The sequence below is a fragment of the Phenylobacterium sp. NIBR 498073 genome, from assembly GCF_027286305.1.
Taxonomy (GTDB): domain Bacteria; phylum Pseudomonadota; class Alphaproteobacteria; order Caulobacterales; family Caulobacteraceae; genus Phenylobacterium.
Map to the genome: position 1 here is coordinate 3,328,148 of NZ_CP114599.1, position 20,444 is coordinate 3,348,591.

A 20,444-nucleotide genomic window follows, 5' to 3' on the forward strand; every position below is an offset into this window, starting at 1 on the left:
AACGCGCGGCTTGATCGGCGGGCTCCTTGATTTGGCCGCGTGCCTGCGCCAGAGCATCGGCATGTCCCTGCGCATCGATCCGTTCCACGCCATTTCCGTCAGCGGCCTGGCCCATCGGCTGAAGTCCGAGGGCCGTTCGGTGATCCACATGGAGTTCGGCCAGCCCTCCACCGGCGCGCCGAAGGCGGCGATCGAGGCCGCCCACAAGGTGCTCGACAGCGACCCGATGGGCTATTGGGAAAGCCCGGCGCTGAAGGCCCGCATCGCGCGCCACTATCTGGAAAAGTACGGCGTCGAGGTCGCGCCGAACCGCATCACCCTGACCTGCGGCGCCTCGCCGGCGCTGGTTCTGGCACTGGCCTCGTCGTTCAGTCCCGGCGACCGCGTCGCCCTGGCGCGGCCTGGCTACGTCGCCTATCGCAACACGCTCAAGGCGCTGCACATCGAGCCGGTGGAGCTGGCCTGCGGCGCCAACGAGCGCTACCAGCTGAGCGCCGAGCGCATCGCCGCCCTGGATCCGCCGCCGGCCGGCGTGATCATCGCCAGCCCGGCCAATCCGACCGGCACCATCATCCCCGCCGACGAGCTCGAGGCCATCGCCAAGATCTGCCGCGAGCGGAACATCAAGATCGTCTCGGACGAGATCTATCACGGCCTGAGCTACGTCGAGCCGGCGCGCTCGATGCTGGAGTTCGAGCCGAACGCCCTGGTGGTCAACTCGTTCTCCAAATACTTCAGCATGGCCGGCTGGCGGCTGGGCTGGCTGCTCTCGCCGCCCGAGCACGTGAAGGCGGCGATCGCCTATATGGGCGCGCTGTTCCTGACCCCGCCGTCGCTGGCCCAGCACGCCGCGCTGGCGGCGATGGACTGCGAGGACGAGCTGGAAGGCCACATCGAGGTCTATCGCGCCAACCGCGCCCTGCTGCTGGAGGCGCTGCCGCGGCTGGGCCTGTCGGCCATCGCCCCGCCGGACGGCGCCTTCTACATCTATGCCGACGTCGCGCACCTGACCGACGACAGCCTCAGCTTCTGCCAGCGGCTGCTGCAGGACACCGGGGTCGCCACCGCCCCCGGCGTCGACTTCGATCCGGTCGAGGGCCGCCACTTCATCCGCATGTCGTTCGCGGTCTCGACGCCGGAGATCAAGGAGGCGATCTCGCGGCTGGAGCCCTGGTTCGCCGCCCAGGCCGCGGCGAGCGCGGAATAAAATCCAGCGCGGCTGTCGGCCCCCGCGAACCTGCCGCGTCCTAGGGGCAGACCCAAGGAGATCGACATGACCGACACCGCCGCCGACCGCGAACTCGTCCTGACCCGCATCGTCGACGTTCCCGCCGACAAGCTGTACCGCGGGTGGACCGAGCCGGAGCTGATGAAGCAGTGGTTCGCCCCCAAGCCGTTCACCGTCCCGGTCGCCGAGACCGACGTGCGCCCCGGCGGAACCAGCTTCGTGGTCATGAAGGACCCGGACGGTAACGAATATCCCAATCGCGGCGTCTATCTCGACGTCGAGCCGGGCAGGAAGATCGTCTTCACCGACGCCTTCACCGAGGCCTGGACGCCTTCGGACAAGCCGTTCTTCGTCGGGACCATCAGCTTCGAGGACCTGGGCGGCGGCCAGACCCGCTACACCGCGACCGCCCGCCACTGGAGCGTCGAAGACAAGCAAGCCCACGAGCAGATGGGTTTCCACGAGGGCTGGGGGATCTGCCTGGATCAATTGGTCGAGGTGGCCCGCGCTCTCTAGGCCGACAGCTCTAGGCGCCGGCCGGCTCATCGCCCAAAGTCGGATCACAGATGAGCGTCCAGATCCGTCCCTTCGCAGAGGCCGACCGCCCGGCCTGTCAGGCCATCGCCGCGGCGGCCGCCCTCACCTCCTATGGCGCGCACATGCCGCCGCAGGCGTTCGGCCCGCACGAGCCGCTGGAGCCGGCCGACCAGCGCGCGGTCGCCGTGATCGGCGGCGAGGTGGTCGGCTTCATCGAGCTGGTCGGCGCCCACGTCTCCAACGTGTTCGTCGCGCCGGCGGCCCAGGGCCAGGGCGTCGGCGGCCTGATGATGGCCTGGGCCGAGGCGCAAACCCACGGTCCGCTGACGCTCTCGGTGTTCACGGTCAATCCGAACGCCCGGCGCTTCTACGAGCGGCTCGGCTTCGTGGTCGAGGGGCTCAAGACCATCGCCTTCGCCAGCGGAGACCACGAGGTCTGGCGCATGCGCAAGGACCGCGCCGCGCCGCTTTGACGGCGATCAAGGCCGACTGCATCCATCGCCCCTATTTGAGCGTTGCAGTGACCAGGAGGTCGCTATGGCGCTTCTGTCCCACCCTCTGAAGGCGTCGCAGCGCTTGCTCGGTCCGCGGCGGTCCTCCCCCGTTCCGCCGCCAGGCGCTCCCCCGCCGCTTCGCCTGTCGCCAGGGCGGGCGGCGGCGGGCGCATTGCTCGCCCTGATCGGCCTAGCTGGCCTCATCGGCCAGATCGTCGTGTTCAACTGCGGTTCGCAGGCCTGCGACCGGGCGATGATGACCGTCGGCCTGGCCATGGGCGCGGCGCTGGCCGCCCTCTGCCAGATCGCAATCATCTTCGGCCTCTGGCTGCTCTGGACAGCACGTCGGCGCGACGTCTAGGCCCTTGCCGCCCCCTGGACCCGGGCATAGGCTGCCCGGATTAATTTACGTCATAAAGGGAAGCGACAATGAGCGCTGCGGTGGAAACGGTCCAGAAGTCGGAAGAAGTCCTCTATGAGGTGGCCGAGGGGATCGCCACCCTCACGCTCAATCGGCCCGAGCGGCTGAACACCATTTCCGGGCCGATGCTGGCCCGCCTGACCCAGCTGCTGATCAAGGCCAACGAGGACCCCGCCGTGCGGGTCATCGTGCTGACCGGAACCGGCCGCGCCTTCTGCGCCGGGCTCGACCTGGTCGACGCCACCCAGGGATCGGGCATCGGCTCGGACAAGCAGGTCTCCACGATCTCGGTGAACCTCGACCTGCGCAACACCCCGCCGACCGTCCTGTTCGCCATGGACAAGCCGACGATCTGCGCGCTCAACGGCTCGGCCGCCGGCTACGGCATGGACACCGCCATGGGCTGCGACATCCGCATCGCCGGCGAGAGCGCCAAGATGGCCGCGGCCTTCGTCAAGCGCGGCGTGGTGCCGGAAAGCGGCGGCACCTGGATCCTGCCGCGGCTGCTGGGCTGGGCCAAGGCCGCCGAGCTGATCTTCACCGGCCGCACGCTGTCGGCCAAGGAGAGCCTGGAGCTCGGCCTGGTCAACCACGTGGTCCCCGACGCCGAGCTGGCCGCCAAGACCCGCGAGATCGCCCTGGAGATGGCGGCCAACGCGCCGCTGGCGGTGCAGTCGGCCAAGCGGCTGATGCGGATGGGCCTGTCGGAGACGTTCAACGACCACGTCCACCACGTCTATCTGCAGTTCCTGCAGCTGATCCGCACCCAGGACTTCAAGGAGGGCATGACCTCCTTCCTCGAAAAGCGCCCGGCCGACTTCCAGGGCCGCTAGAGGCTCGCCATCGGCCCGGCGCCGGCCGGGCCGACCTAGCTGCGAGCGGCGAACCCGACGCTGCCGTCGTCGTCCGCCGCCAGGGCCTGCACGTCGGAGACCGAGGCGGCGGGCGGACCGCCGCGGCACGCCTCAGCCATCCGCTCCAGCGCGACCTCGTCGCCGATCGCGAGCAGCTCGACCGAGCCGTCGGGGCAATTACGCACCCAGCCGTCGAGCGCGAGCGAGCGCGCCTGACGCTCGGCCCACCAACGATAGCCGACGCCCTGCACCTGTCCGGTGATGCGCAGTCTGAACGCACGCCGCTCCATGCGCCCAGCATGCGCCTGCAGCAGGCGAATGTCATGACATGCGGGTCCCGTCCGATTTGCCGACATATCGTCACCCGCCTAGGCTGTGCGGAATCGAAGACGAGGGAGAGGACGATGGTCAGGCAGGCATGGGTGTTCGCCATTGCGGCGATGGTGGCGAGCTGCGCAGCGCCGGGCGGCCAGGCGCCGCAGATGCAGGCCAAGGCCGAGCCTAAGCCTATCCCCGAGATCCGCCCCGGCTACCTGGCCGGCTACCTGCCGATGGGCGGCGCGCCCAACAGCCTGGCCATCCTCCCCGGCCCGCCGGCCGCCGGCTCGCCCGCCCAGGCGCGCGACGACGCCGCGGCCAAGGCGGCCGTCGACCTGAACGGCGGCCCGCGCTGGTCGGTGGCCGTGCAGGACGCCGAACTGAAATTCCCGGCCGCGGCCGAGACCTTTTCCTGCGCGCTGGGCGTGAAGGTCAGCGCCGAAACCACGCCGCGGCTCTACACCATGCTGCGCCGCACGCTCGTCGACACCGGGCTGTCGACCTATCCGACCAAGACCAAGTTCCAGCGCCAACGGCCGTTCATGGTCAACAACACGCCGATGTGCACGCCGCAAGACGAGGCCGAACTGCGCAAGGACGGCTCCTATCCCTCCGGGCACAGCGCCATCGGCTGGGGCTGGGCGCTGATCCTGGCCGAGGCCGCGCCCGACCGCGCCACCGAGCTGCTGCATCGCGGCCGCGCCTTCACCCAGAGCCGGGTGGTCTGCAACGTCCATTGGCTGAGCGACACCGAGGAGGGCCGGATGATGGGCGCGGCCACCGTCGCCAAGCTGCATGACAACGCCGACTTCAAGGCGGATCTGGAGGCGGCCAAGGCCGAGATCGCCGCCGCCCGCGCCGCCGGCCAGCTGCCGACCCGCGACTGCGCCGCCGAGACCGCGGCCCTGGCGAACGGCTAGCGCGCTTTGTCATCCCGGAAAGCCCTTGAGGGCTTGTCCGGGATCCATTCGCGCCGCGCCCGGAAGATGGGGCGAGGCCGGGCCATCTCTGGCCGATCAGGTGTTCATGGATCCCGGACTTGCTGCGCAATCCGGGGTGACACGGAGGGCTCGCCCTACCCGGCGTGGGCGGCTTCCAGGTCGGCGACGATGATCTTGCTCATCTTCAGCATGGCCTGGACCACGCGCCCGGCCTTGGCCGGGTCGGGATCGCTCATCAGCCGCGGCAGCGCCTTGGGCACCACCTGCCATGACAGGCCAAAGCGGTCCTTCAGCCAGGCGCACTGGCTGGGGGAACCGCCGCCGGCGATCAGCCCGTCCCAGTAGCGGTCGACCTCGGCCTGGTCCTCGCAGTCGATCACGAACGACACCGCCTCGGTGAACTTGAAGTGCGGCCCGCCGTTGAGGGCGGTGAACCGCTGGCCGTCGAGTTCGAACTCGACGGTCATCACCTGTCCGTCCATGCCGCCGGGCGAGCCGGGCGGATAGCGCGTCACCTTGCCGATCTTCGAATTCGGGAACAGCGAGACATAGAGCTCGGCCGCCTCGTGGGCCTGGCCGTCGAACCACAGGAACGGATGTATCTTGTGCATGTCGTCCTCCTCACCGGGGCGGCGCGCCGCACCCGCGATCGAGCCCACCAGCGGGACCTCGGGCCAAGGACGAACCAGCAAGGCCGGATCCGACATCGGTAGAAGACCCGATTGCCGCGGCCGCGGCCGCTTGCCCAAGCTTGCGGGCGAAAGGACGCCGCCCCGTGGTCCACCAGGCTGCCCTCCCGCCGATGATCGGCGTCGAAGCGATATTCGAAGGCGGCCCGCCGCGGCGGCTGACCGCCCTGGCGCGCCTGCCCTCGCCGATCGCGCCCAACGCCGCCGTCCGCACCGTGCTGACCTTCGCGATCGCCTGGATCCCGCTGGCCGTGCTGGTCGCCATCGACATCGTGTTGGGCCGGCCCAGGGTCCTCTACAGCTTCGTCGAGGACATCGGGGTTCACGCGCGCTACGCGATCGCCGCCCCGCTGCTGGTGCTGAGCCACGTCGTCTGCGCCCGGCGGCTCGGCCGCATCGCCTATCACTTCCAGGTCTCGGGCCTGCTCGACGAGGCCGACCAGCGGCGGGTGCGCGAGGCGCTGGAAGCCACCCGCCGCCGCGTCCACTCGCTGTGGGCCGAGGCGGTGGTGGTCATCGTCGTCTACGCCCAGGTCGCCTCCCTGGTGACGCTCGAGCCGCAGATCCTTCGCCAGGCCGAGTGGCAGGTCGCGGCGAACGGCGCCGGGCTGTCGGCGGCCGGCTGGTGGCACGGCGTGGTCAGCGCGCCGCTGTTGATGGCGCTGCTGCTGGGCTGGGTCTGGCGGATCGCCAACTGGGCCTGGTTCCTGCGCACCGTCTCGCGCCTGGACCTGAGGCTGGTGGCCGCACATCCCGACCAGGCCGGCGGGCTCGGCTTCCTGGCGCAGTCGGTCCGGGCCTTTTGCATCGTCGGCACGGGCCTGGGCGCCATCGTCGCCGGCCGCTTCGGATACGTCTATCGGCACGATCTGGCCACGCCGTTCACCAACCTGCTGCTGGTCGGCGGCGTGACGGTGCTGACGCTGGCGCTGGCGGTCGGGCCGTTGCTGTTCTTCATGCGCCCGCTGATGCAGTCCTGGCGGCAGGGGGCGCTGGAATACGGCGTTCTGGCCAGCGACATGGGCGTGCAGTTCGAGCGCAACTGGTTCGGCGGATCCGAGCGGCCGATGCTGGCGGAACCGGACTTCTCGGCCGCCACCGACCTCTATCAGGTGGTCGGCAACGTCTACGCCATGCGCTTCATTCCGGTCGACCCGCGCAGCCTGATCATGCTGGTGGCCGCTACCCTCGCCCCCTTCGTGCCGGCGATGTTCCTGTCCATGCCCACCGAGGCGGTGATCGGGGAACTGAAGGCGTTGCTGTTCTAACCTAGCGGTCGAGCCAGCGGCGCCAGGCCGGTCTGGGCTTGGGCTTGACCGGCGGCGGCGGCGGGGCCGCTACCGGCGGGGCGACGGGCTCGGCTGTGGGCGGCGCAGGCGGCGGCAGGCTGAACATCGCCCGATCGACCGGCAGGAAGTCGACTTTCGACAGCACCCGTTCGCGCGGCGCGGCCAGACCGCCGCCGGACATCGCCACCCGGAACGGGATCATCACCGCGCCCACGCGGCGATAGTCGGAGATCTCGTAGGTCGTCGGCGGCCCCTGGCCGTCATGCTCGACCATCCGGCCGAGCAGGCGGCTGCGCGCGTCGAACCAGAGGTCGCGCGGCGCGCCGCCCGCCGGCTGCACCCGCAGCACCTCGTAGCTGCGCCCCTGGTGCTGGCGCACCCCTTCGTGCGAACTGCGCAGGTCGAAGCGGCTCGGATAGAAGTAGCCGTACCCGGCGAAGAACGCCTCGCCCCGGACCTTGGCCAGATACGGTCCGCGATCGGACCCCGTAGCCGCGCCGCTGGCCAGGACCCGCCACTCGGCCGCGCCGTTGTAGCCCTGGATCAGCCTGGTCCCGCCGTCGGTCAGGGTTTCTTCCCGCAATCCGTAGCGCAGGGGATCGGCCCAGCGTTCGATCGGCTTGCCGCCCTCCGCGCCCACCTCGTGCACGCCGCGCAGCATGTTCCAGGCGGCCGCCCCGCCGGAGGCCGCGCGCGCCTGGTCGAGGACCCTCTGGGCGGCGGGAGAATTCTGGGCCTGCGCGGCGCCGGCCGCGAGCACCGCGACGGCGACCACCGCGGCGAACAGCTGACGCATCGGCGAAGTCCACATGAGCCGGCGAAGGAAGCGGCGAAGGATGTCGAGAATGCGGCGACTCGCACCCTCGGCCCGCCTGTTAGCCGCCCCGCGCCCGCGCCGCAAACCGCCCGGCCTCGATAATTACGATACTTTCAAGTTGACATAATTGAGCCGTGAGGAGAAATCTCCGCCGCGCAACGCCGTTGCGGCGACGCCCGCCGACGCGCGCAGACGCCGCCACGGTCGGCGCACATCAAGGGGGAAGCATGTTCCACACTGCCTTCACGCGGTCGTCCGCGTTCACCAAGCGCGCGCTGCTGGCCGGCGCCGCGGCCGCCGCTGTGCTCGGCTCGGCCTCCGCCGCCGCGGCCCAGGAGCCCGACACCCTGCTCGGCGAGGTGGTCGTCACCGCCCAGAAGCGCACCGAGCGCCTGCAGGACGTGCCGGTCTCGGTGAACGTGGTCTCCGCCCAGGCGCTGGCTGACAGCCATGTCTCGGGCCTGCAGCAATTGCAGCAGCTGTCGCCATCGCTGACCTTCACGCCCTCGGCCAACACCCGCGGCCAGGGCCTGTCGGTGCGCGGCCTCGGCACCCTCAACTTCTCGGACGGCGTGGAGCCGACCGTCTCGGTGGTGCTGGACGGCGTCGTCATCGGCCGCAGCGCCGGCTCGTTCTTCGACTTCAACGACGTCGAGCGGATCGAAGTGCTGCGCGGGCCGCAGGGCATGCTGTTCGGCAAGAACGCCGCGGCCGGGGTGATCAACATCGTCACCGCCCGTCCGAACCTCAGCGAGTTCGAGGCCGACGCCTCGATCAGCTACGCCACCTTCGACGAGGTCCGCGCCAAGGGATCAGTCTCACTGCCGATCAAGAGCGGCGAGCTGGCCGCCCGGATCTCCGGTTTCTACAATGAATCCGAAGGCATCATCACCAACCGGTTCGACGGCAAGAAGTACAACGGCCTGAATTCCTACGGCGTGCGCGGCAAGCTGGTCTGGAGCCCGGACGACAGCTTCGACCTCTTCGCTACGCTCGACTACACCCGCGCCGACCAGGACTGCTGCGTCAGCACGGTGCGCTCGATCCTGCCGACCACCCGCTATTTCGGCCCGACCGGCCCGACCCGCGCCTCGCTGTTCACCGGCGTCGAGGTCGGCCCCTACAGCCGCGAGGCCAATTTCGACGGCAAGGCGTTCAACGACCAGAGCACCTGGGGCGCCTCGGTCGAGATGAACAAGGAGTTCGAGCCCTTCACCCTGACCTCGATCACCGCCTATCGGGCGTTCGAGGTCGAGGACAACAACGACGCCGACGGCGGCCCGCTGGCGATGCTGAACATCAACAGCGCCCACCAGAAGCAGAACCAGTTCAGCCAGGAACTGCGCATCACCTCGCCGGCCGGCCAGCGGCTGGAGTATGTGGCCGGTCTGTTCTACTTCGACCAGGACGTCTCCACGACGACGGAGATCCTCGGCAACTTCGGCCAGGTGCTGCCGGCCGGGCAGTACTTCCAGAACTTCATCGATCGGGCGATCAGCACCCGCAACTACGCGGTGTTCGGCCAGGCGACCTTCAACGTCACCGACCAGCTGCGGCTGATCGGCGGCCTGCGCTACACCAACGAAGAGCTGAAGGCCCGCTTCCTGCGCACCGTTCCGGCCGGCGCCCGGGCCGCGGTCCCGAGCCTGGGCGGCCCGCCCCTCGACGCGCCGCATCTGAACGCCAAGGACGACGACGTCTCGGGCAAGCTCGGCGTCCAGTACGAGGTCAGCGACGACGTCATGGCCTATGCGACCTACTCGCGCGGCTACAAGGGCCAGGCGATCAACCTGCTGAACAACCTCAGCGCCGCCACGGTCAATTCGGGCAAGTACGTCCTCGCCCCGGAAACGGTGAACAACTACGAGATCGGCCTGCGCACGACGCCGTTCGACCGCCGGATGATCTTCAACATCACGCTGTTCCAGACCGAGATCGAGAACTTCCAGGCCCAGACCTTCGACGCGAACACCACTAGCTTCGCGCTCGCCAACGCCGGCGAACTGCGCTCGCGCGGGGTGGAGCTGGAGACCCAGTACCGCCCGAACCAGGCGTTCCAGTTCTCGGCCAACGTCGCCTATGCCGACACCCGCATCGAGGACTTCGCCCCGGCCTGCTACCCGGGCCAGACCGCGGCGCTGGGCTGCGTCGGCGGCCGCCAGGAGGTCACCGGCAGCGCGCTGACCAACGCGCCGATGTGGTCCTACACCCTGGGCGCCAGCTACAACCGGCCGCTGGAATCGATCCCGTTCGACCTGACCGCCGACGTCTCCTACAGCTACCGCTCGTCGGTGTTCTTCACCTTCCGCGACCCGAACACGATCCAGCCCGGCTACGGCCTGCTGAACCTGAACGTCGGGCTGCAGAGCAACGACGGCCGCTACGGCGTCACCGTCTTCGCGCGCAACCTGCTGGACGAGCAGTTCTATTCCGGCATCGGCACCGGCTTCCTGGACACCAACGCCACCGGCGCCGGCTACACCCAGAGCCTGACCCAGGACGCGTTCCGCCGCGTCGGGATCGAGGCCCGTGTGCACTTCTAAGGCCGGACGCGGCCCGCTTCGGCGGGCCGCTCCCATCACGAGGCCAAGGAGAAAGGGCGCCGCGATCGCGGCGCCCTTTTTCGTACCCTAGTTCTCGAAGTAGCGGGCGAAGCGGCAGACCAGATCGGTCGAAGGCTGCGGTCCGGAGCCGTACTTACCCCACTCCTGGTCCCAGAGGCGCTTCAGGCGCGCCAGTTCCTGCGGGTGACGCGCGGCCAGGTCGACCGACTCGGCGAAGTCGACGTCGGTGTTGTAGAGCTCCCAGCGATCCTGGCCCTCGTCGCACTTGTGCAGGGCCACCGCCCGCCAGCCGCCGTTAGTGATCGCCCGGTTGCCGCGCAGCTCGAAATACTGGGTCGTGCGCGCCGGCGCGGCCTTCGGGTCGGCGAAAGTGGCGGCGAACGAACGGCCGGCGACCGGCAGCTGGCGCTGGCCGTCGACGGTGTCGGCGAACCTGGTCCCGGCGGCCGCCAGCAGGGTCGGGGCGATGTCGACCACGTCGACGTACTGGCTGCGCACCGCCCCGCCGTCCTTGATCACCGCCGGCCAGGAGACGATCAGCGGCGTGCGCACGCCGCCCAGATGCGGCCAGAGCTTGTAGCGGCGGAACGGGGTCACCCCGGCCATCGCCCAGGGGCGCGGATACTCGGCCTGGGTCTTGACCGTGCCCAGCTCGTCCAGCCGCGCGCGCTGCTGGGCCGGCGTCAGGGTGTTCGGGCGATAGAGCCCGTCGAACGATCCGGTCTGCCCCGCCTCGGGCGCCGCGCCATTGTCGGACAGCAGCACGACGATGGTGTTGCGGCTGAGACCGGAGGCCTCAAGATAGGCCAGAAGCCGGCCGATCTGCTCGTCGGCGTGCTGCATGAAGCCGGCATAGACCTCCATGTAGCGGGCATAGACCGCCCGCTCGTCCTCGCTGAGCTCGGCCCAGGGGCGGTCGCCCTCGGCCCCCGGCGGCAGGACGGTGTCGGCCGGGATGATGCCGATAGCCTTCATGCGTTCGAACCGCTCGCGGCGGATTTCGTCCCAGCCCTTGTCGTAGACGCCCTTGTAGGCGTCGGCGTAGCGGGCGGGGACCTGCAGCGGCGCGTGGGCGACGCCGAGCCCGAGATTGAGGAAGAACGGCTGGTCCGGCGCCTTGCCCTGGTGCTCGCCGATCAGGGCGATCGACTTGTCCACCAGGTCGCTGGACAGGTGATAGTCGGCCGGCAGGGTCGGGTGGATGTAGCCGTTGTTCTCGACCAGGTCGGGCTTGTACTGGTCGGTCCAGCCGCGCGCGAAGCCATAGAAGTAGTCGAACCCGCGTTGCAGCGGCCAGGACTCGCGGCCCGCCGTCTCGCCCAGCTGGCTCATCGGGATCAGGTGCCACTTGCCCACCAGCCAGTTGGCGTAGCCCACGCCCTTCAGGGCCTGGGCCATGTTCTGGGCGTTCTTCGGGACATCGAAGGCGTCCTTCGGGAAGGCGCTCGGCATCACCGCCGCGACGTCCGGCACGTCCGGCATGTTGACCGTATGGCCGTTGCGGCCGGTGATCATCGCCGCCCGCGTAGTCGAGCACACCGCCTTGGTGTCGAACCGATTGTAGCGCAGGCCGCGGGCGGCCAGGGCGTCAATGTGCGGGGTGCGGATCTCCGCCCCGAAGCAGCCCAGGTCCGAGAAGCCGACGTCGTCGAGGACGATGGTGATGATGTTGGGCCGCGCGCCCGGCGCCGGCTTGCGCGTCGCCGCCGTCGCGCCGCGCGCCAGGGCGGTCGAGGCCAGCAGGGAGGTGAGCAGGACGCGGCGTTGGATCATAGCGGACTCCGAGGTTCCGCTTCGGTTTCGACCCGCGCCGATATTATGTCAACTTTATAGTATCGTAATTCAGCGAGCCGGGCCAGGCGGCGTCAGCAGGCTCTGGATCAGAGTGCGCAGATCCTCGTCGCTGACCGGCCAGTTCAGCGTATGGGTGTTGCGCGCGACGCCGTTCAGCGCGTTGAGGATCACCGCGGCCGGCAGCGCCGGCGGCGGGTTCATCCGCTCCAGAGCCTGGGCCAGCGCGCCGGTGTTGCGGCTGCGGCGCCCCTTGGTCCCAGCGAACAGCGGCGCGGCGATCTCGCGGTTCACGCGGGCTTCGGTCTGCAGCGCCACCGAACAGGCGCCCAAGTGAGAGTGGCCGTAAAGCTCGATGAGCTTGTGGGCGAAGGCCTCCAGGTCCGCCGCGGGCGCGCCGGTGTCCTTGAACTCGGCCTCGCTCCAGACCTCGAGGAACGCCTCCATGACGCAGGCGGTGGGAGTGTCCCAGCGGCGGTAGAAGGTCGCCTTGGTGACCCCAGCCTCGGCGCAGACGCGTTCGAGGGTCATGCCCGAATAGCCGTGCCGCGCCAGCACCAGCAGCGCGGCGGCCTTGATGCGTTCCTGCAGGCCGCTGTCGCGCGGGCGGCCCCTTCCCCGGCGCGGCGGTTCTGCTGTCTTGGCCTCGGTCGAACTCATGACCTTGGATGTCTCCCCGCGCCGAATCCGCGACCGGCGGACCGGGTCGGCGCTCAAGCCTAGAGGCCCGGGCCGCCCCCGCCCGTCAACCCCCGCGGGCGACAAGTCCTTGGCCGCGCCGGAGATTTTCTGTACGAGCGGTCTGGCGTAGCGGCCTCTTTCGGGTTTCCGGCCGCCGCCTCTCCCCCGAGCCCGCATGCAGGAGACATCCCATGGCGTGGCTCGTCCTCGGCGTCGCCGTCGTGACTGAAATCATCTGGGCGCTCAGCCTCAAATGGGCTGGCGTACAGGCCACTTGGCAGGCCGCCGCCGTGCCGATCGCACTGAGCTTCGTGAACATGGGCCTGCTGGCCTGGGCCATGCGCGGCCTGCCGGCGGGGACCGCCTATGCGGTGTGGACCGGCCTGGGCGCGGTCGGAGTCGGGATCTGCGGGGCGCTGCTGTTCGGCGAGAAGCTGTCGGGCGTGCAGATCGGCTTCATGGCCCTGATCGTCGTCGGCGTCATCGGAACCAAGCTCGCCGCCTGAGCGTGAGGGGCGCGCCGCGCAGGCGCGCCCCGCCGCCCTAGAACCGGACGCGGAAGCCCGCGGTCCCGGCGAAGTCGTAGCTGTCGCCGAAGGTCGAGAGCGAGGTGTCGCCCGAGACCTCGCCGTAGAGCGTGTAGCGGCCCCCGCCCCAGGCGTAGGTCCCGCCCGCCGCCAGACCGGCCCAGGTCCGAGCAAGACGGCTGACCACCGGCGCGCCGGAGACGTCGACCGCGGTTCCGTCGAGGAACTCGTGGCTGACGTCGACCACCGCATAGAGGCCGCCGCCGGACGCCAGGGCGTAGTCGACGCCCAGACCCGCCCGTGCGATCAGGCTCTCGGACGTGTCATTGGCCACCACCGCGCCGAAGCCGTCGGTGAAGCTGTCAAAGTCGACCTTGGCGTAGCTGACCTGCGCCTGCGGCGTCAGGCGCAGGCCGCCGACGGCGAACCCGTGGCCGGCCTCCAGCGCTGCGGCCAGGCCCTCGCCCGAGACGCCGTCGGCGCGGGTTCCGAGCTGGCTGGAGCTGAGGTCGCTGTCGAACCAGCTGGCCTGCAGCTGGGCGTCGAGATAGCCGCCGCCGGCCGCCATCCAGGTGAGGTTAGCGCCGAGGCCATAGCCCTTGGTGTCGATGTCGCCGCCGCCATAGGGCGAGCCGACCTTGGTCTTGGCCCCGCCGAGATAGCCGGTCAGGCCGGCGATGATCACCCCGCCCGCGCCGGTTTCGGCCGCGAGCGGCTCGACCCCGAACTGCAGCTTCCAGCGGTCGGCCTTGAGGTTCGCCGCTGTGGTGCTCTCGTCCGGCTTCAGGCGGGTGCGGCCGCCGTCCAGGCGGCCCCAGACGCCGACGCCCGCCTCGCCCGACCACTGCCGGGCGCCGGTGCGCTCGCGCATGGCGCCCAGACCGTTCAGCAGTTGCAGCGCCTGCGGATAGGCCTCGTAGATCGGAACCCCCGGCTGGTAGAGCGGCGCCTCAGCGCCCGACAGGTCGGACGGTTCGAGGTTGGAGCGCAGGCGCCAGTCGCCGCCCTCGGTGTCGCGGCGCAGGACGTAGCCGTAGGCGCCAGCCACCAGCACGTTCTCGGCGCCGCGCCGATAGTCGCCGTCCGCCAGGGCGAAAGCGCCCGCGGCGGACGCGCCGTCCACCTGCACCAGCAGGATGCCGTCCGCGGTCAGCGCCCCGGTCCCGCCGGCCAGGCGGTTGATCTTGATCGGCGTCACGCCGGAGGCCGCCCCGCCCACGACCAGCAGGTCGGCGGGCGCGCCGTCACCGGCCAGGGTCGCGTCCATCTCCAGCACCCCTCCGGCCCCGACATAGCCGCCGGTCAGGGTCAGCACGCCGACGCCGCCGCGGCCCGGCGCGACCACACCGCCGGCTTGGTTGACCAGTCCGCCGAGTTGGCCCGCACCGATCAGGCGCCCGCCGAAATGGACGCTGGTCATGCCGCCCAGCTTGCCGTCGATGGCCAGGGTTCCGGCCCGGACTTCGGAAGCCCCGGCGAAGGCCGAGCTGTCGCCGGTCAGGCTGAGGGTTCCAGCTCCCTGCTGCGCCAAGGTCCCCGCACCGCTGACGACGCCGGCGAAAGCGACGTCGTCGGAGCGCCGGAAGACCAGCGTCCCGTCATTGGCGACGTCGCCGCGGATCGATCCTGAGGCTCCGCCGTCGCCGATCTGCAGCGCGCCGCCGCTGATCCGCGTGCCGCCGGCATAGCTGTTGTCGCCAGTCAGGATCAGCGTGCCGCCGTCGGCCTTGTCGAGCCGGCCCCGGCCGGTCAGTTCGGCGGCGATGACGGCGACGAACTGCGCGCCCTCGCTCGTGCCGTCGCCGACCCGGACGACATTGTCGCCGGCCCCGAGGGTCAAGGCGTCGCCGATCAGCCGGTAGCCGTTGGCGGCGAACTGCACACCCGTGACGTCGATGGCGCCCTCGGATCCGTCCACCGTGACCGTGCCGCCTGTCCCCGCGAAGATCGCGAAGCGGGGGTTGGAGAAGGCGCCGTTCTGGGCGCCGCTCGCCGTCGTCCAATTGCCGGCGCCCGCGCGCCACGTCCCATCGCCGCCGCTGATCGCCCCGTCGCCCGCCGCGCCGCCGTCGCCGTCCCAGAAGGTGAACTCCGGCGGAGGCGGCGGCGGCGTTGTGGTTCCGCCGCCGCTGGAGGGGGGGGCGCCCGAGGCGATCAGGTTCACTTGATTGGCGATCGAGGTCTGGACCACTCCGGTGAAGCCGGCCGGCAGGGTCCCGACGTCGAGCACGTTGTCGGTCAGGATCCCGGTGTAGTCGAACAGCCGATAGACGCCCTGAAGGAAGCTGCCGCCGGCGCTCTGCGTCACGTGGAGCGTGCCGTTCAGGGTCAGGGCGCCGTTCACCACCGCCAGGTCGTTGAGCGTTCCGCCCGCTGTACCGGCCTGGCCCAGCTGGTAGCGCAGGGTCGCGCTGGCGTTGAGGGTGAGCGGGCCGTTGAAGGTCAGCGTCCCGGCCGCGTTCAGCCCGCCCGGGGCCAGGGTTCCGCTAATGACCCCGCCACGGGACGTGCCGGTCCCGCCGATGGTCCCGTTGACGCCGACCACCAACGCCGAGCCGCCGCCCGCCACCGAACCGTTGATCAGCAGGGTCCCGGCGTTGACGTTGGTGAGGAAGCCATAGGTGTTGGCGCCGTTGAGGATCAGCGTCCCCAGATCGGTCTTGGTGACGCCGCCGCTAGCGCCGACCAGCGGCGTGTCGATGATCGCCACGTAGTTCTTGCCGTCCGCGGTGCCGTCGCCGACGCGGATCGTCCGCCCCGCGCCCGACAGCGTGATCGTTCCACCAGTGAGGCGATAGCCGTCCTCGGCGAATTGCAGGCCGCCGCCTGTCGTGACCGACCCGACGTTCACCGTGCCCGGGACGCCGGCGAAGATCAGCAGATCGCTGGCGGTGTAGGTGTTGTTCACCGCGCCGGTTCCGGTCGTCCAGTTGACCCCGGCGGTCGTCCAGCTGCCGGAGCCGCCATCGACGCGGCCGTTGCCCGAACTGCCCGCACCGTCGCCGTCCCAGAAGTTGACGGCCATGCCGCCGGTGTTGACCAGATTGACCTGGCCCGGGATCACCGTCTGCAACGAGACCGTCGAGCCGGCCGGCGTCGTGCCGATGGTCAGCCCCTGGTTGTCCAGCGTCCCGCCATAGGAGGCGATCCGGTAGAGGCCAGGATCGAACAGGCCGCCGGCGGTGAGCGAGACATTGACCACCCCGTCCAGCCGCAGGTCGCCGCCGACCTTGATCAGGTCGTTCATTGGCCCGCCGACGACGTTCGATTCCCCGAATTCGATCTGGAGCGTCGAGGCCGGATCGAGCAGCAGGTCGCCGGCGATGGTCAGGGTCCCCGGGCTGTCGCCCGGTGCGATCGTGCCGCCGGTGACCGTCACGTCGCCGCCGATGGCGCCCGAGCCGCCCAGGGCCGCCCCAGCCGCAATGACGAGGTTCCCGCCCAGCTTGCCGCCGACGTTGAGCTTGCCGCCGATCAGGTTGGTCGTCCCCGTGAACGCCGAGTTGTCGCCGGTCAGGCGCGTCGTGCCAGCCGCGACCTTGATGGCCCCGCCGCCGGTGATCACGGAGTCGAACTCGTAATCGAGGTCGGTGTGGTTGAAATTGAGCCGGCCGGCCGCGCCGAGCGTTACGCTCGCGGTGTCGAGCACGCCGGCCGCCGCCGCAGCGGCGCCCTCGCCCCCGCCGATGTTGATGACGCCGACGGCCGTCGCCGAGCCCGCGTTGAACGCGCCCGGCGCCTCCAGCACGCCGCCGTTGGCCAGGGTGACGACGCCCTGGCCCGGGCTCGCGCCGAGCGTCACCGCGCCGGTCGCAACCAGCCGTGACCCGACGTCCGAGACCAGCAGCGTGGCCGAGCCGTTGTTGATCCGCGGGCCTACGCTGAGTGCGCCGGTGGTCACCTCACCGCCGTCCCGGACGTTCACCTCGCCGCGATAGAGAGTCAGCGTACCCAGGCCCAGCGTGGAGCCGGCGCCAGTGACTGTCAGCCGCGGCGCCGTCGCCTGGGCGGCGACTTGCGCCCCGACGAAGAGGCCCTGTCCGACGGTGGCCCCGCCGCGGTCTGAAATCGTCCAGGTCCCGTTCGACGTTCCGTTGATGGCGCCGAAGCTGGCGCCTTGGTCGAAAATCAGCTTCGAACCGACGCCGCTGACCGTCAGGTCGAGCACGTTGTTAGGGGCCAGGCCGAGTCCGGTGTTTACGGCATGGACGACCCCGCCATTGCGAATCCGGATCGTGGCCGCGCCGCCATTAGCCGCTTCGAGCGCATTGGCGGTCAGCTGGCTGCCGACGCCGTCGACAATCAGCGTGCCCCCCGAGCTCACGAAGGCTGTGCCGCTGGCGGTGACCTTGGCGCCGCCTTCCAGCCGCACCTGCCCGCCCATCACGCTGAATAGCGCGCTGCTGCTGGACCCGGCCAGCGGGAGAACCCCAGCGCCGTTGACGACGAAATTCCCGCCCGAGCCGATGAAGGTCAGACCGATGACCGTGAAGCCGGCCGGATCGACGAGGATGTTCTTGTTCGGAAGCGTGACCGGCGCGGCGACCGCAAACCCAGCGGTCAGGGTGATCGTGGACTGCGCGTCCGGACTGGCGGCCGCGGCGGCCAGGGCGTCCCTGAACTGCTGCTCCGTCCCGGCGGTAAAGCTGGCGGCCTGGGCCGCATGAGGGGCGAGCGCGGCGACGCCCAGCGTCAGAACCGAAGCCGTAGCCCAAAGCCCGCGCCGGCGACGGGGCGGGAAACTGCACGAACGCGACATGACTTGCACCCACTTTCGGCCGGCCTGGGGGGACTGGCGGGCCTACGCACGCCTCCACCGGGAGCGCGGCGCGGGGGAACTGTCGGTGCGGAAACGTGAACTAACGCATAATATGGGGTCGCAATAGTTGACTATTTTAAGTGGCATTCCGAGTGACAATTGCACGCACCAACCAGCGCGTTGACTCGCGGGCCGCGGCGGCCCCATCTCCAGGACGATGGCCAAGTCGGATAGAGCGCCGCGCCGCTGGTCGGACGCCACCCACGCCAGCCTCATCGCGGCGGGGCTGGAGGCGTTCGGCGAGCAAGGCTTCGAGGCCCTGAGCGAGGACGCCATCGCCCGTCGCGCGGACCTGACGCGCGGGGCGATCCAGTACCAGTTCGGCGGCAAGCGCGGCCTGTTCGCGGCGGTCTTCCGGCATGTCCTGACGCAGACCGCCCGCGATCTCTATGACCGGACCATGGAACGCGCGCACTCGGTCGCCGAGCTGGGCGAGGGCGTCGGGGTGTTCATGGACCTGGCGCTGGATCCGCAGCGCCGGCGGCTGCTGTTCGTCGAGGCGCCGACCGTGCTCGGCTGGGACGACTGGCGCGCGGGTCTGCGCGGCGCCTTCGAGCCGCTGCTGCACCACGCGCTCGGCCATTGGGTGTCCGAGGGGCTGCTGCGCGAAGAGGAAGTCCCCGGTTACGCCGAGGTGCTGCTGGGGGCCGGCGTGCAGGCGGCCCTGGCCCAGAGCGCCGGCGATCCGGCCCCACGCAAGGCCCTGGAGGCGATGATCGCCCGCCTGGCCGCCCGCCCCTGAGCGGCGCGGTTGCACGTCGCCGTCATTTCATGCACGATGCATGAAATGACAGGAGGAAGCCGCGCATGTCCCGTTTCGCCGTCATTGCGGCCGCCCTGCTCGGCGTGCTGTTCCCGCTGCTGGAGACGTTGCGGCGCGGGTTCTCAGCCTGGCTGACTACGCCGGTCACCCTGCTGGAGGACTATGTCGCCGGCGCCCTGCTGCTGTGGGCGGCGGTGTTCCTCGCCCAGCGCCGGCCGAGCGGCTGGGTGGTGATGCTGGTCGCCGCCGCTTACGCCACAGGCATGATGTCCTCGAGCTTCTGGAAGCAGCTCGAGGCTCAGCTGACCGGCGAAACCTGGGAGGACAACCAGGGCGTCGTCGTGGCCTTCAAGCTGTTCCTGTGGGGCGTGCCGCTGATCCTGACCCTCCTTTCGGCAAGGGCGGTGCTGCGGGAGCGGGCGGCCCGATGAGCAAGGACATCTATCTGGTCGTCCACGGTGAGGCGCAGCACCATGTCGAGGGCCTGGTCGGCGGCTGGTACGACAGCGACCTGACCGAACAGGGCCATCGCCAGGCTCAGGCCATCGCCGGCCGGCTGGCCGAGCGGCTGGCCGGCGCGCCGTCGGTGGAGGTCTATGCGTCGGACCTGCGCCGCACCGCCCAGACCGCCGCGCCCATCGCCCAGGCCCTGGGCGTCGAGGCGGTGCATTGGCCCGACCTGCGCGAGCGCAGTTACGGCGAGGCCGGCGGTAAGCCGGACGCCTGGCTGGAGGCGCGCACGGTCGCCGCGCCGAAGGACGGAAACCGGCTCGACCACCGTGACGGCCTGGTCGAGGCCGAGACCAAGCGGCAGTTCGCGACCCGAATCTACCGCGCCATGGACGCGATCGCCGCCAGCCCCTGCCCGGTCCAGGTCGTCGTCACCCATGGCTATGCGGTGACCTTCGCCATCGCCGCCTGGATCAGGATGCCGCTGGAGTCGGTCGGCTGGGTGAACTTCCGGTCGAGCTCCGGCGCGATCAGCCACCTGCGCGAGGACGACCGCTGGTTCAACCGCTACCTGATGAGCCTCAGCGACACCGACCACCTGGCCGGCGTCGGCTAGCCCGCGTCGCGCGGCGGCTCCTGGGCGAGCGCGGCCTGGCGGGCGATGGCCAAGATCTCGTCGCCGCGCGCGCCCGGACCGAAGACCCGCGCCAGCAACAGGCCGCCGAGCATCGTGCTCCACGCCGCCACCGCCGCATCGGTCTTGCCGCCCGGTTCGCCCATCGACCGGGCGGTGCGCTCGAAGACGCCCTCCAGCCGCTCGGCCATCAGGGCGCGGACCTGCGGATCGTCGCAGCGCGCCACGTCGGCGGCCAGCGAGGCGATCGGGCAGCCCTGCCCGATCCCGTCACGGTGCGCCCGGCTCAGATAGCGCGCGACCAGGCTGCGGAAGCCTCCGCCGGCCCGCTGCTGGACGGCTCGCTGGCTGGCGAAGGCGCCGTCCAGCGCGCGCCCGAGCGCGGCCAGCGTCAGCGCCGAACGCGACCGGAAGTGGCCGTAGAAGCCGCCGCGAGTCAGGCTGGCCTGCTGCATCAAAGCGTCGATGCTGAGATTGTCCAGGCCGCCGGCCCGGATCCGCGCGGCGGCCGCATCGAGGATGCGCTCGCGGCTCTCGGCTTTCTCGGCTTGCGAATGTCCCATCGGCTCCGGACCTCACGGCTGACCGTCGCCAGAGGTAGCACAAACTATGTTGAAGCAACAGCCG

19 protein-coding genes are annotated in these 20,444 nt (G+C 70.3%); 12 read left to right on the forward strand and 7 right to left on the reverse strand.

Translation table 11 applies throughout. The features are described 5' to 3' along the window. Window positions 1-61: 61 nt before the first annotated feature. The 5 genes from O4N75_RS16675 to O4N75_RS16695 all read left to right on the forward strand — a co-directional run bounded on the left by O4N75_RS16675 (window position 62) and on the right by O4N75_RS16695 (window position 3,513). The gene (locus O4N75_RS16675; RefSeq protein WP_269626582.1) at window positions 62-1,207 is read left to right on the forward strand and encodes an aminotransferase class I/II-fold pyridoxal phosphate-dependent enzyme; all 1,146 of its coding nucleotides are present in this window, start codon (window positions 62-64) and stop codon (window positions 1,205-1,207) included. Between the two features lie 66 nt (window positions 1,208-1,273). Beyond that, the gene (locus O4N75_RS16680) at window positions 1,274-1,744 is read left to right on the forward strand and encodes an SRPBCC family protein (RefSeq protein ID WP_267230466.1); all 471 of its coding nucleotides are present in this window, start codon (window positions 1,274-1,276) and stop codon (window positions 1,742-1,744) included. A 50-nt stretch (window positions 1,745-1,794) separates the two neighbouring features. Then, the gene (locus O4N75_RS16685) at window positions 1,795-2,238 is read left to right on the forward strand and encodes a GNAT family N-acetyltransferase (RefSeq protein WP_269626583.1); all 444 of its coding nucleotides are present in this window, start codon (window positions 1,795-1,797) and stop codon (window positions 2,236-2,238) included. 193 nt (window positions 2,239-2,431) lie between these two features. Next, a complete protein-coding gene (locus O4N75_RS16690; RefSeq protein ID WP_269626584.1) occupies window positions 2,432-2,620 on the forward strand; it encodes a hypothetical protein in 189 nt (62 codons plus the stop codon). A gap of 68 nt (window positions 2,621-2,688) precedes the next feature. After that, on the forward strand, window positions 2,689-3,513 hold the full coding sequence (locus O4N75_RS16695; protein WP_267230469.1) for an enoyl-CoA hydratase-related protein: 825 nt from the start codon (window positions 2,689-2,691) through the stop codon (window positions 3,511-3,513). A 35-nt stretch (window positions 3,514-3,548) separates the two neighbouring features. Here the strand turns inward: O4N75_RS16695 and O4N75_RS16700 are convergent, their stop codons facing one another. Beyond that, the gene (locus tag O4N75_RS16700) at window positions 3,549-3,824 is read right to left on the reverse strand and encodes an acylphosphatase (protein ID WP_269626585.1); all 276 of its coding nucleotides are present in this window, start codon (window positions 3,822-3,824) and stop codon (window positions 3,549-3,551) included. A gap of 114 nt (window positions 3,825-3,938) precedes the next feature. On the opposite strand from O4N75_RS16700, the gene O4N75_RS16705 reads away from it, so the two are divergent. Further along, window positions 3,939-4,772 carry a phosphatase PAP2 family protein gene (locus tag O4N75_RS16705; protein ID WP_269626586.1) on the forward strand — a complete coding sequence of 278 codons (834 nt, stop codon included), beginning with the start codon at window positions 3,939-3,941 and terminating at the stop codon, window positions 4,770-4,772. A 155-nt stretch (window positions 4,773-4,927) separates the two neighbouring features. Here the strand turns inward: O4N75_RS16705 and O4N75_RS16710 are convergent, their stop codons facing one another. Beyond that, on the reverse strand, window positions 4,928-5,404 hold the full coding sequence (locus O4N75_RS16710; protein WP_269626587.1) for a VOC family protein: 477 nt from the start codon (window positions 5,402-5,404) through the stop codon (window positions 4,928-4,930). 164 nt (window positions 5,405-5,568) lie between these two features. On the opposite strand from O4N75_RS16710, the gene O4N75_RS16715 reads away from it, so the two are divergent. Beyond that, window positions 5,569-6,750, forward strand: a complete 1,182-nt coding sequence (locus O4N75_RS16715; RefSeq protein WP_269626588.1) for a hypothetical protein — start codon at window positions 5,569-5,571, stop codon at window positions 6,748-6,750. 1 nt (window position 6,751) lies between these two features. Here the strand turns inward: O4N75_RS16715 and O4N75_RS16720 are convergent, their stop codons facing one another. Beyond that, complete coding sequence (locus O4N75_RS16720) at window positions 6,752-7,567, reverse strand: hypothetical protein (RefSeq protein ID WP_269626589.1); 816 nt, start codon at window positions 7,565-7,567, stop codon at window positions 6,752-6,754. A gap of 248 nt (window positions 7,568-7,815) precedes the next feature. On the opposite strand from O4N75_RS16720, the gene O4N75_RS16725 reads away from it, so the two are divergent. Continuing rightward, window positions 7,816-10,131, forward strand: coding sequence for a TonB-dependent receptor (locus tag O4N75_RS16725; protein ID WP_269626590.1), 2,316 nt, complete (start codon window positions 7,816-7,818; stop codon window positions 10,129-10,131). An 87-nt stretch (window positions 10,132-10,218) separates the two neighbouring features. On the opposite strand, the gene O4N75_RS16730 is transcribed toward O4N75_RS16725, so the two are convergent. Together O4N75_RS16730 and O4N75_RS16735 are read right to left on the reverse strand one after the other, a co-directional pair. Next, complete coding sequence (locus tag O4N75_RS16730) at window positions 10,219-11,925, reverse strand: arylsulfatase (protein WP_269626591.1); 1,707 nt, start codon at window positions 11,923-11,925, stop codon at window positions 10,219-10,221. Between the two features lie 69 nt (window positions 11,926-11,994). Continuing rightward, window positions 11,995-12,603: a TetR/AcrR family transcriptional regulator gene (locus tag O4N75_RS16735; RefSeq protein ID WP_269626592.1), complete on the reverse strand. Its 609-nt coding sequence runs from the start codon at window positions 12,601-12,603 to the stop codon at window positions 11,995-11,997. A gap of 212 nt (window positions 12,604-12,815) precedes the next feature. Here O4N75_RS16735 and O4N75_RS16740 point away from each other — a divergent pair, with 212 nt between their 5' ends. Further along, window positions 12,816-13,130, forward strand: coding sequence for an SMR family transporter (locus O4N75_RS16740; protein WP_269626593.1), 315 nt, complete (start codon window positions 12,816-12,818; stop codon window positions 13,128-13,130). Between the two features lie 37 nt (window positions 13,131-13,167). Here O4N75_RS16740 and O4N75_RS16745 read toward each other — a convergent pair whose 3' ends face one another. Next, entirely contained in the window at window positions 13,168-17,910 is a 4,743-nt protein-coding gene (locus O4N75_RS16745) for an autotransporter outer membrane beta-barrel domain-containing protein (protein WP_269626594.1), read from the reverse strand. A 217-nt stretch (window positions 17,911-18,127) separates the two neighbouring features. On the opposite strand from O4N75_RS16745, the gene O4N75_RS16750 reads away from it, so the two are divergent. The 3 genes from O4N75_RS16750 (at window position 18,128) to O4N75_RS16760 (ending at window position 19,799) form a co-directional block, all read left to right on the forward strand. Further along, entirely contained in the window at window positions 18,128-18,712 is a 585-nt protein-coding gene (locus O4N75_RS16750; RefSeq protein ID WP_269626595.1) for a TetR/AcrR family transcriptional regulator, read from the forward strand. Between the two features lie 65 nt (window positions 18,713-18,777). After that, complete coding sequence (locus tag O4N75_RS16755; RefSeq protein ID WP_269626596.1) at window positions 18,778-19,164, forward strand: hypothetical protein; 387 nt, start codon at window positions 18,778-18,780, stop codon at window positions 19,162-19,164. After that, window positions 19,161-19,799, forward strand: coding sequence for a histidine phosphatase family protein (locus O4N75_RS16760; RefSeq protein ID WP_269626597.1), 639 nt, complete (start codon window positions 19,161-19,163; stop codon window positions 19,797-19,799). The genes O4N75_RS16755 and O4N75_RS16760 overlap by 4 nt, the downstream gene beginning before the upstream one ends. Here O4N75_RS16760 and O4N75_RS16765 read toward each other — a convergent pair. Beyond that, entirely contained in the window at window positions 19,796-20,380 is a 585-nt protein-coding gene (locus tag O4N75_RS16765; RefSeq protein ID WP_269626598.1) for a TetR/AcrR family transcriptional regulator, read from the reverse strand. The genes O4N75_RS16760 and O4N75_RS16765 overlap by 4 nt on opposite strands. Between the last annotated feature and the right edge of the window lie 64 nt (window positions 20,381-20,444).

What these genes read in the sequence shown, in the direction of transcription:
- O4N75_RS16765 (WP_269626598.1), bottom strand. Translation starts at nt 20,380, where the DNA reads ATGGGACATTCGCAAGCCGAGAAAGCCGAGAGCCGCGAGCGCATCCTC.
- O4N75_RS16740 (WP_269626593.1), top strand. Translation starts at nt 12,816, where the DNA reads ATGGCGTGGCTCGTCCTCGGCGTCGCCGTCGTGACTGAAATCATCTGG.
- O4N75_RS16680 (WP_267230466.1), top strand. Translation starts at nt 1,274, where the DNA reads ATGACCGACACCGCCGCCGACCGCGAACTCGTCCTGACCCGCATCGTC.
- O4N75_RS16750 (WP_269626595.1), top strand. Translation starts at nt 18,128, where the DNA reads ATGGCCAAGTCGGATAGAGCGCCGCGCCGCTGGTCGGACGCCACCCAC.
- O4N75_RS16720 (WP_269626589.1), bottom strand. Translation starts at nt 7,567, where the DNA reads ATGCGTCAGCTGTTCGCCGCGGTGGTCGCCGTCGCGGTGCTCGCGGCC.
- O4N75_RS16685 (WP_269626583.1), top strand. Translation starts at nt 1,795, where the DNA reads ATGAGCGTCCAGATCCGTCCCTTCGCAGAGGCCGACCGCCCGGCCTGT.
- O4N75_RS16710 (WP_269626587.1), bottom strand. Translation starts at nt 5,404, where the DNA reads ATGCACAAGATACATCCGTTCCTGTGGTTCGACGGCCAGGCCCACGAG.
- O4N75_RS16725 (WP_269626590.1), top strand. Translation starts at nt 7,816, where the DNA reads ATGTTCCACACTGCCTTCACGCGGTCGTCCGCGTTCACCAAGCGCGCG.
- O4N75_RS16760 (WP_269626597.1), top strand. Translation starts at nt 19,161, where the DNA reads ATGAGCAAGGACATCTATCTGGTCGTCCACGGTGAGGCGCAGCACCAT.
- O4N75_RS16745 (WP_269626594.1), bottom strand. Translation starts at nt 17,910, where the DNA reads ATGTCGCGTTCGTGCAGTTTCCCGCCCCGTCGCCGGCGCGGGCTTTGG.
- O4N75_RS16675 (WP_269626582.1), top strand. Translation starts at nt 62, where the DNA reads ATGTCCCTGCGCATCGATCCGTTCCACGCCATTTCCGTCAGCGGCCTG.
- O4N75_RS16730 (WP_269626591.1), bottom strand. Translation starts at nt 11,925, where the DNA reads ATGATCCAACGCCGCGTCCTGCTCACCTCCCTGCTGGCCTCGACCGCC.
- O4N75_RS16735 (WP_269626592.1), bottom strand. Translation starts at nt 12,603, where the DNA reads ATGAGTTCGACCGAGGCCAAGACAGCAGAACCGCCGCGCCGGGGAAGG.
- O4N75_RS16755 (WP_269626596.1), top strand. Translation starts at nt 18,778, where the DNA reads ATGTCCCGTTTCGCCGTCATTGCGGCCGCCCTGCTCGGCGTGCTGTTC.
- O4N75_RS16705 (WP_269626586.1), top strand. Translation starts at nt 3,939, where the DNA reads ATGGTCAGGCAGGCATGGGTGTTCGCCATTGCGGCGATGGTGGCGAGC.
- O4N75_RS16700 (WP_269626585.1), bottom strand. Translation starts at nt 3,824, where the DNA reads ATGGAGCGGCGTGCGTTCAGACTGCGCATCACCGGACAGGTGCAGGGC.
- O4N75_RS16695 (WP_267230469.1), top strand. Translation starts at nt 2,689, where the DNA reads ATGAGCGCTGCGGTGGAAACGGTCCAGAAGTCGGAAGAAGTCCTCTAT.